This window comes from Arthrobacter sp. 05L45_2, from assembly GCF_056397525.1.
Genome location: NZ_JBFTNO010000149.1, coordinates 1 through 7,865 on the forward strand (window position 1 = coordinate 1; position 7,865 = coordinate 7,865).

A 7,865-nucleotide genomic window follows, 5' to 3' on the forward strand; every position below is an offset into this window, starting at 1 on the left:
GACCAGGGCCTCATTCCCACCCGCAATTTCGGGCTGGACCACGCCACCGGGGAGATCCTGGGCCGGATCGACGCGGATTCGGTGTTGGAGCCGGACTGGGTAGAACAAGTCCAGAAGGCCTTCGCGGACAGCGCCGTCCATGCCGCCACCGGACCCGTCGTGTATTACGACATGCCGATGCGCCGTTTCGGTCTCAAAGCCGACGACAAGATGCGGCAACTGATGCTGAAACTGGCCAAGCACCAGTACCACTTCCTCTTCGGATCCAACATGGCCCTGCGCCGCTCCGCGTGGGAGACCATCCGGCTCGAAACCTGCCGGGACGAAAAGGATGAGATGCATGAGGACATCGACCTCTCACTGCACCTCGCCGACCACGAGCTCCGGATCCAGTACTGGCCCCAGATGGTCTCCGGTATGTCCGCCCGCCGGCTGGAGGATTCCCCGCGGGACTACCGCTATTACGTGACCCGGTTCGACCGCACCTACAAGGCGCACAACGTCAAGAAAATGGCGTTGAAGGCCCCTATGGTCGTCTTCTTCTCCGTCTACTTCCCGGCCAAGCTGCTGCGCGCCATCCACACGGTGAACACTGCCCAGCCCGCCCGCCGCGGCGGCCAGTAGCCCCCGCGGCGCGGAYCGGCGTCGTCGTTAGTCCGTTCCCAGCTCCGCAAGCCGTGCTGCGTCACGCCGAACCGCGCGGGAGCGTCGCTGGCCGGCGACGACGACGGCGAGCCCCACAAGGATCATCGCCAGCCCCGCATACGTTCCGCCGGGGAGCTTCTCGCCCAGGAACGCTGCGGCGAGCAGGGCGGCGCCGGGGATCTCCAGCAGGATGATCATGGAGACCAGCAGCGGGCTCATGGTGGCCAGGAGATGGTTGAAGGCGGTGTGTCCCACCAGCTGCGCGCATACGGTGATCGCCAGGATGCCCAGCCACCCCGTCGCGTCAAAGCCAGCAAGGGGCTGGCCGGTGGAAAGGGCCAGCACGGCCACTAAGGCGGCACACATGCCGTAGCAGAGCGTCGTGTAGACGCCGGTTCCCATGCTCTGCCGGGCCTTGCCGCCGGCCAGGGTATAAATGCCGGCCAGGACCCCTCCGGCGACGGCCAGAAGATCCCCAAGCGCGGCCTGCGGCGAGCTGCCCATGTCGAAGCCGGTGATTGCGACGACGCCGCCGAACGCCAGCCCCAGGCCTGCGAGGACCTGCCAGGGGTGCCTGATCCCGCGGAAGAGCTGGAAGACGGCGATCCAGCCCGACTGAAGGCACACCAGGGCCGTTGCGGCTGCCACCGAGGTCAGCTGCAGGGACGTGATGAAGCAGGCAAAGTGCAGTGCGAGGGCCACAGCTGCGGCCAGCGACCAGCGGAATTCGCTGCCGCTGACCCGACCGAACTGGCGGGGCTGCCGGACCAGGACGGGTCCGGCCATGACCACGGCACCGATAGCGTTCCGCCAGAAGGCGATGGCGAGGGCACTGACGGTCGTGGCGCCGAGGGTCGCTGCGATCAACGGGCCGGACGAGGCGACGCCGAGGACGCCGAGCGCGGCGAGGAAGAAGTTCACGTACCCACAATAGAGGCCCCGGCGGGACGTTCCGGCTCCGGACGGGGTGGTTACGGGGATGCCCGGGGCGGGAGCAGGAAGGGGCCCGGCCGCGGTGGTTAAAGCAAAGGGTCCCGGTCAGCGTTTCCGCTGGCCGGGACCCTTTCTTATGGTGGAGGCACGGGGACTCGAACCCCGAACCCCCTGCTTGCAAAGCAGGTGCGCTACCAATTGCGCCATGCCCCCATAAGAAGCAACCCGTCAATCATACCCCGGCGCCGTCACGCTGTTTCCAGCGTTCCTGCCCCGGGTCCCAGGCTAATCAACCGTATCGGTCGATTTGCTCCAGACTGCCTTTCGGGCTTCGGATTCCTGCACTTTCCTGTAGACCAGGACGCCTGCGATCGTGGCTGCAACAACCAGCAACTTCTTCACATGCACCCCGTTCCGGGCCACTTTTACGTGGACCCTTACAGGAACCAGTACAGGTTCCGTGGGCGTACCAGGACTTGAACCTGGGACCTCTTCGTTATCAGCGAAGCGCTCTAACCGCCTGAGCTATACGCCCCGATRCCTCATCGGGCCGAGATATGACTTTACAGCACATCCCGGCCCGATCTCAAATCGAGGCATTTCCCCGGGGTTTGGCCGGGAAAAGTACGGGTTTTAGTCGTCCGTGAGGGTGACGCCGATGCCGCCCACCAGGGTGGCAGCGATGTTGTACAGGACCGCCGAGAGCATCGACAGGGCTGTCAGCAGCACCACGTTGATCACGGCAATAATCACCGCGAAGGAGGCGACCTGGCCCAGCGACGCGACCTTCTTCAGCTCGAAGCCGCCGCTCTCGGTGCCGGCAAGGGTGCCGAGCAGGCCGTCCACCTGGTCGAAGATGCCCGTGAGGTCCAGGACGGTCCACAGCACGATGGCCGCCACCACGGTCACGATACCCAGCGCCACCGAGAGCAGGAAGGCCATCTTCAGGACGGACCAGGGGTCCACCTTGCTGACCAGGAGGCGTGCGCGGCGGACCTTGGCCTTCGGTGCCGGCTTGACCAGGCTCGGGGCGCCGGGGGCGCCCTGCGCTGGACGCTGGCCCTGGGCGGGCGGGCGCTGGCCCGCAGATACCGGACGCTGGCCCGGAGCGGCCGGGCGTGCACCGGAGCCGGCGACGTTCGGCCGCTGCTGCGGACGCGACGGCGCGTTCACCCGCGGGGCGGCAGAGGGCTGCCGTGTTCCGGCGGGGCCACTGCTGGACTTGGGATATGAGTCGGAATTACTCACGCGTTACCTCCGGTGTTGTCTTCGTCCAGTTCGGCATGGCCTGATGACTCATCTGACTCCGGGGCCGGTACTGATTCTGTCGCTACGGACCCCTCGTGTGATCCGTTATCTGCAGCCAACGTTACGTCATCCTGCCCCGCAGCCGGACTTTCGTCCGCGGTTTCGGCATCGGTTTCGTCCGTCTCGAGGCCGCGTTCGCTGTTCCGGGCCACTGCGATGATGCGGTCATTCTTGTCCGGCTTGGCAAAAATCACGCCCATGGTGTCGCGGCCCTTGGCAGGCACCCCGGTCACCGAGGAACGCACCACCTTGCCGCCTTCCATGACCACCAGGACTTCATCTTCTTCCTGGACAATCAGGGCACCAACGAGGTGTCCGCGCTCTTCCTGGTACTTCCCGACCTTGATGCCGAGGCCGCCACGGCCCTGGAGGCGGTATTCCTCCACGGCGGTCCGCTTGGCGAACCCGCCTTCGGTGACGATGAAGACGAAGGAACCGTCCTGCACGACGTCGGCCGCCAGCAGTTCATCGTCCTCGCGGAACTTCATGCCGGTAACACCGGAAGTGGCCCGACCCATCGGGCGCAGCGCATCGTCCGTGGCGGTGAAGCGGATGGACTGTCCCTTGCGGGAAACCAGCATAAGATCGTCGGTTTCGGAGACCAGCTGGGCGGAGACCAGCTCGTCCTCATCGCGCAGGTTGATGGCAATGACGCCGGCGGACCGGTTGGTGTCGTAGTCCTCCAGCCGGGTCTTCTTGACCAGGCCGCGTTTGGTGGCGAGGACCAGGTACGGCGCGTGCTGGTAGTCGCGCAGGTCCAGCACCTGGGCAATGTGCTCGTCGGGCTGGAAGGCGAGCAGGTTTGCCACGTGCTGGCCCTTGGCGTCCCGCGCTGCTTCCACAAGCTCGTACGCCTTGGCGCGGTAGACCCGGCCAAGGTTGGTGAAGAACAGGAGCCAGTGGTGGGTGGTGGTCACAAAGAAGTGCTCCACGACGTCGTCGCCGCGCAACTGCGCACCCTTGATGCCCTTGCCGCCGCGCTGCTGTGAGCGGTAGTTGTCGCTGCGGGTCCGCTTGACGTAGCCGCCGCGGGTGATGGTGACAACCATTTCCTCTTCGGGGATCAGGTCCTCAATGGACATGTCGCCGTCGAAGCCCATCAGCACCTTGGTGCGGCGGTCATCGCCGTGCTTGGCGACGATCTCRCCGAGCTCGGTGCTGATGATCTCGCGCTGGCGTGCCTCGGAGGCCAGGATGGCGTTGTACTCGGTGATCAGGGCTTCGAGCTCGGCATGCTTGTCCTGGATCTTCTGGCGTTCCAGAGCGGCGAGCCGGCRCAGCTGCATGTCCAGGATCGCGATGGCCTGAACCTCGTCGATCTCGAGGAGCTCCATGAGCCCGTCGCGGGCAGCCTGGGTGGTGTTGGAGGCGCGGATCAGGGCGATGACCTCATCGAGCGCGTCCAGCGCCTTGAGGAGTGCCCGCAGGATGTGCGCTTCCTCCTCGGCCTTCCGCAGCCGGTACCGGGTACGGCGGGCAATAACGTCCATCTGGTGCGTGACCCAGTGCCGGATGAACGCGTCGAGGCTCAGCGTGCGTGGCACGCCGTCGACGATCGCCAGCATGTTGGCGGCGAAGTTGTCCTGCAGCTGGGTGTGCTTGTAGAGGTTGTTCAGCACCACCTTGGCCACGGCGTCGCGCTTGAGCACGATCACCAGGCGCTGGCCGGTGCGGCCCGAGGTCTCGTCGCGGAGGTCGGCGATGCCCGAGATCTTGCCGTCCTTGACCAGTTCGGCGATCTTGATGGCCAGGTTGTCCGGGTTGGCCTGGTAGGGCAGCTCGGTGACCACCAGGCACGTGCGGCCCTGGAGTTCCTCAACGTTGACCACAGCGCGCATCGTGATGGAGCCACGGCCGGTCCGGTAGGCATCCTCGATGCCCTTGTGGCCCAGGATGGTGGCGCCGGTCGGGAAGTCGGGTCCCTTGATGCGCTGGATGAGTTCCTCGAGGAGTTCCTCGCGGGTGGCGGTCGGGTTGGCCAGGTACCACTGCACACCGTCCGCAACCTCGCGGAGGTTGTGCGGCGGGATGTTGGTGGCCATGCCGACGGCGATGCCGGAAGAACCATTCACCAGGAGGTTCGGGAACCGCGCCGGCAGGATGGTGGGTTCCTGGTTCTTGCCGTCGTAGTTGTCCTGGAAATCGACGGTTTCCTCGTCGATGTCCCGGACCATTTCCATGGCCAGCGGGGCCATTTTCGTTTCGGTGTACCGCGGGGCGGCGGCGCCGTCGTTGCCGGGCGAGCCGAAGTTGCCCTGGCCGAGCGCCAGCGGGTAGCGCATGGTCCAGTCCTGGATCAGGCGGACCAGGGCGTCGTAGATCGCGGTGTCGCCGTGGGGGTGGTACTGGCCCATGACCTCGCCGACGACGCGTGCGCACTTGTTGAAGGAGCGCTCGGGACGGTAGCCGCCGTCGAACATCGCGTAGAGCACGCGGCGGTGGACGGGCTTGAGTCCGTCGCGGACGTCCGGCAGGGCACGTCCGACGATGACTGCCATGGCGTAGTCCAGGTAGGAMCGCTGCATTTCGGTCTGCAGGTCCACCTGCTCGACGCGGTCGGTCAGCACATCGGTGTCAAGAACGTTGCCTTCGAGTACGGGCTCCGCGCCTGATTCGGCGGGGACCTCGGGGGTTTCGTCACTCATAGTCTATATTTTCCGTTTCAGGTATATATCGGTTCTGGAATATGCACGGCCGTAGCCGCTAAATATCGAGGAACCGAACGTCCTTGGCGTTCTGCTGAATGAAGTTTCGGCGGGATTCAACGTCTTCGCCCATCAGGACGGAGAAGGTCTGGTCCGCCGCGAGGGCGTCGTCCATGGTGACCTGCAGGAGGGTCCGGTGGTCCGGGTCCATGGTGGTGTCCCAGAGTTCCGTGTAGTCCATCTCGCCGAGGCCCTTGTAGCGCTGGATGCCGTTGTCCTTGGGGATACGGCGGCCGGCGGCCTGGCCGGAGACGAGTTTCGCGTCGCGTTCCCGGTCGCTGTAGACGTAGTCGTGCGGTGCGTTCGACCACTTGATCCGGTACAGGGGCGGCTGCGCAAGGTACACGTAACCGTTTTCAATCAGCGGGCGCATGTAGCGGAACAGGAGCGTCATAAGCAGGGTGGTGATGTGCTGGCCGTCGACGTCGGCGTCGGCCATCAAGACGATCTTGTGGTAGCGCAGCTTGGCGAGGTCGAAGTCCTCGCCGATGCCGGTGCCGAAGGCCGTGATCATGGACTGGACCTCGGCGTTGCCCAGGGCTTTGTCCAGCCGGGCCCGCTCGACATTCAGGATCTTGCCGCGCAGCGGGAGGATCGCCTGGGTTTCGGGATTGCGGCCGCGCTTCGCGGAACCACCGGCCGAGTCACCCTCCACGAGGTAGACCTCGCACTTCTGCGGGTCCTTGGAGGAGCAGTCGGAAAGCTTTCCGGGCATACCGAACGATTCCAGCGGGCTCTTGCGGCGGGCGTTGTCCCGGGCTTTGCGGGCGGCCATGCGGGCCTGGGCTGCGGAAATGGCCTTCCGGATCACGTCGCGGGCAGGCCCCGGGTTGCGTTCCAGCCAGTCGCCCAGCCCGTCGGTGACTACGCGCTGGACGAAGCCCTTGACCTCGGAGTTACCAAGCTTSGTCTTGGTCTGGCCCTCGAACTGCGGTTCGGACAGCTTGACCGAGATGACGGCCGTCAGGCCCTCGCGGATGTCGTCACCGGTGAGGTTGTCATCCTTTTCCTTGATGATGCTCTTCTCCCGCGCGTAGCGGTTGATGAGCGAGGTCATCGCGGCCCGGAAGCCCTCTTCGTGGGTGCCGCCCTCGTGGGTGTTGATGGTGTTGGCGTAGGTGTGGACGCTTTCGGAGTACGCGTTGGTCCACTGCATCGCCATTTCCAGCGCAATGTGCCGTTCCGTGTCCTCGGTTTCGAAGGCAATGACGTCCTCGTGGACAACGTCCACCTTCTTGCCGGAGTTCAGGTGCTTGACGTAGTCCAGCAGGCCGTCGTCGTACTGGTAGACCACGGTGTGGAATTCAGCGGGGACTTCGCCTTCGGTCTCGACGACGTCGAGATCCAGGTCATCGTCTTCGGCGGGCTCTGAAGCCGCCTGGCGTTCGTCGGTCAGCGTAATGCGCAGGCCCTTGTTCAGGAACGCCATCTGCTGGAAGCGCGCGCGCAGCGTCTCGAAGTCGAAGTCGGTGGTCTCGAAGATGCTGGCGTCCGGGTAGAACGTCTGGGTGGTGCCGGTTTCGGAAGTCTCTTCACCTTGGACCAGGCTGCCCTGGGGCTTGCCGCCGTCGGCGAAGGACATCCGCCAGACGTGGCCTTGCCGGCGGACCTCGGTTTCCACGCGGCTGGAGAGGGCGTTGACAACGGAGATGCCGACGCCGTGCAGGCCGCCGGAGACCGCGTACCCGCCGCCGCCGAACTTTCCACCCGCGTGCAGGATGGTCATGACCACTTCCACCGTCGGTTTGTGCTCGGTGGGGTGCATGTCCACGGGGATGCCGCGGCCGTTGTCCACGACCTTGACGCCGCCGTCGGCCTGCAGAACGATCTCGATGTGCGTGCAGTAGCCGGCCAGCGCCTCATCGACGGAGTTATCCACCACTTCGTAGACCAGGTGGTGCAGGCCGCGGGGACCCGTGGAGCCGATGTACATACCCGGGCGTTTGCGGACGGCTTCGAGGCCCTCGAGCACCGTGATGTCGCTGGCACCATATTCGCGGGGTTTCACTGCCTCCCCGGCTGTTTCCACCGCCGCACCTTCGGCTGGATCCGCTGCCGGGAAATCATTACTGTCGTTAGCCACAGGCGCTTTCGACTCCTCTATGTTCGTTGAAGGCCGGCCGTCCCGTTCCCGAAGGAACGTGGCCGCCAACAGGCACGTCGCTGCACCCCGGCTGCTGTCCCCGGCCGAGTCCGTCCGCACACAGAAAATGCGTCGGAAACGAACTCAGTCGACGTTTCACCGGCGCCCAGTTATCTACCATGATTCTACCG

General features: G+C 65.1%; 6 protein-coding genes and 2 tRNA genes. 1 reads left to right on the forward strand and 7 read right to left on the reverse strand.

Going from position 1 to position 7,865, the window contains the following annotated elements; all coding sequences use genetic code 11:
- The coding region (locus AC1DHD_RS11675; RefSeq protein WP_476879874.1) for a glycosyltransferase family 2 protein at window positions 1-624 on the forward strand (624 nt) is incomplete at its 5' end.
- Window positions 625-651: 27 nt separating this feature from the next.
- Here AC1DHD_RS11675 and AC1DHD_RS11680 read toward each other — a convergent pair.
- The 7 genes from AC1DHD_RS11680 to gyrB form a co-directional block, all read right to left on the reverse strand.
- Complete coding sequence (locus AC1DHD_RS11680) at window positions 652-1,566, reverse strand: DMT family transporter (protein ID WP_476879875.1); 915 nt, start codon at window positions 1,564-1,566, stop codon at window positions 652-654.
- 149 nt (window positions 1,567-1,715) lie between these two features.
- Window positions 1,716-1,791: transfer RNA gene (locus tag AC1DHD_RS11685), tRNA-Ala, on the reverse strand.
- A gap of 72 nt (window positions 1,792-1,863) precedes the next feature.
- Window positions 1,864-2,001, reverse strand: coding sequence for a DLW-39 family protein (locus AC1DHD_RS11690; protein ID WP_476879876.1), 138 nt, complete (start codon window positions 1,999-2,001; stop codon window positions 1,864-1,866).
- Between the two features lie 38 nt (window positions 2,002-2,039).
- Window positions 2,040-2,113 (reverse strand) — tRNA-Ile (locus tag AC1DHD_RS11695).
- Between the two features lie 98 nt (window positions 2,114-2,211).
- Window positions 2,212-2,826 carry a DUF3566 domain-containing protein gene (locus tag AC1DHD_RS11700; protein WP_476879877.1) on the reverse strand — a complete coding sequence of 205 codons (615 nt, stop codon included), beginning with the start codon at window positions 2,824-2,826 and terminating at the stop codon, window positions 2,212-2,214.
- Window positions 2,823-5,531 (reverse strand): DNA gyrase subunit A, encoded by a 2,709-nt coding sequence (gyrA, locus tag AC1DHD_RS11705; protein ID WP_476879878.1) that lies wholly within the window; start codon window positions 5,529-5,531, stop codon window positions 2,823-2,825. Before gyrA ends, AC1DHD_RS11700 begins: the two co-directional genes overlap by 4 nt.
- A gap of 58 nt (window positions 5,532-5,589) precedes the next feature.
- Window positions 5,590-7,674: a DNA topoisomerase (ATP-hydrolyzing) subunit B gene (gene gyrB, locus AC1DHD_RS11710; RefSeq protein ID WP_476879879.1), complete on the reverse strand. Its 2,085-nt coding sequence runs from the start codon at window positions 7,672-7,674 to the stop codon at window positions 5,590-5,592.
- Window positions 7,675-7,865 lie beyond the last annotated feature (191 nt).